The 1,094-nt window shown below is 68.0% G+C and carries 1 protein-coding gene; it reads right to left on the bottom strand.

Annotated elements, in window-relative coordinates; genetic code table 11:
- Positions 1–1,094, bottom strand: a 1,094-nt coding sequence (locus HCU64_RS25160) for a 1-deoxy-D-xylulose-5-phosphate synthase N-terminal domain-containing protein (protein WP_233387224.1), incomplete at both ends; no start/stop codon positions are given.

Genomic DNA, 1,094 nt, shown 5'->3' with positions numbered 1-1,094 from the left:
GGGTGCGCCTTGCCGAACAGGTCGATGCCGGTGCCGCCGGGCATCGCCGCGGTGATCGCCACCACCTTCGGATCGCTATCGGCCGCCTTGATCAGGCTCTGGCCGAAGACCGCCGTATAGCTCGGGGCATTCGGCTTGGCCTTGGCCTGGACGCCCGAGACCACGTCGAACTTGACCACGCCATGGTACTTGTCGGCACTCGCCTCGGCCGGGCCATAGCCCTTGCCCTTCTGGGTGACCACGTGGAGCAGGATCGGGCCTTGCTCGCTATCGCGCACGTTCTTCAGGACGGGGAGCAGGTGGTCGAGGTTGTGACCATCGACCGGGCCCACGTAGTAGAAGCCCATCTCCTCGAACATGGTGCCGCCGCCCACCACCAGGGAGCGGGCATATTCTTCCGCACGCACCGCGCGGTCGTAGAGCGCCTTCGGCAGCAGCTTGCCGAGCTGCTTGGCCGTCTCACGGATCGAGCGGTAGGTCTGCCCCGAGGCCAGACGCGCCAGATAGGCCGACATCGCGCCGACCGGAGGCGCGATCGACATCTCGTTGTCGTTGAGGATCACGATCAGGCGCGAATGCAGCGCGCCGGCATTGTTCATGGCCTCGTAGGCCATGCCCGCCGACATCGAGCCGTCGCCGATCACCGCGATCATGTTGCGGCGCTTGCCCGGCTCCTGGCCGTTGGCCTTGCGCTCGGCCTCCTCGAGGTCGCGGCCCACCGCCATGCCGAGGGCCGCCGAGATCGAGGTCGAGGAATGCGCCGCACCGAAGGGGTCGTACTCGCTCTCCGCGCGCTTGGTGAAGCCCGACAGGCCTCCGCCCTGGCGCAGGGTCCGGATGCGGTCGCGCCGGCCGGTGAGGATCTTGTGCGGGTAGCACTGGTGCCCGACGTCCCAGACGATGCGGTCGTCCGGCGTGTCGAAGACGTGATGCAAAGCCACCGTCAGCTCGACCACCCCGAGCCCCGAGCCCAGATGCCCGCCCGTCACCGAGACGGCATCGATCATCTCCGCGCGCACCGCATCGGCAATCGCCCGAAGCTCGCTCTCAGGACGCTCACGCAAAGCGTCCGGCGTCGGGATGCCGTCGAGGAT

Source organism: Methylobacterium sp. C25, assembly GCF_021352225.1.
Taxonomy (GTDB): Bacteria; Pseudomonadota; Alphaproteobacteria; order Rhizobiales; family Beijerinckiaceae; genus Methylobacterium.
Note: the sequence above shows the minus strand (reverse complement) of the source record. Positions and strands in the feature narration are given on the sequence as shown.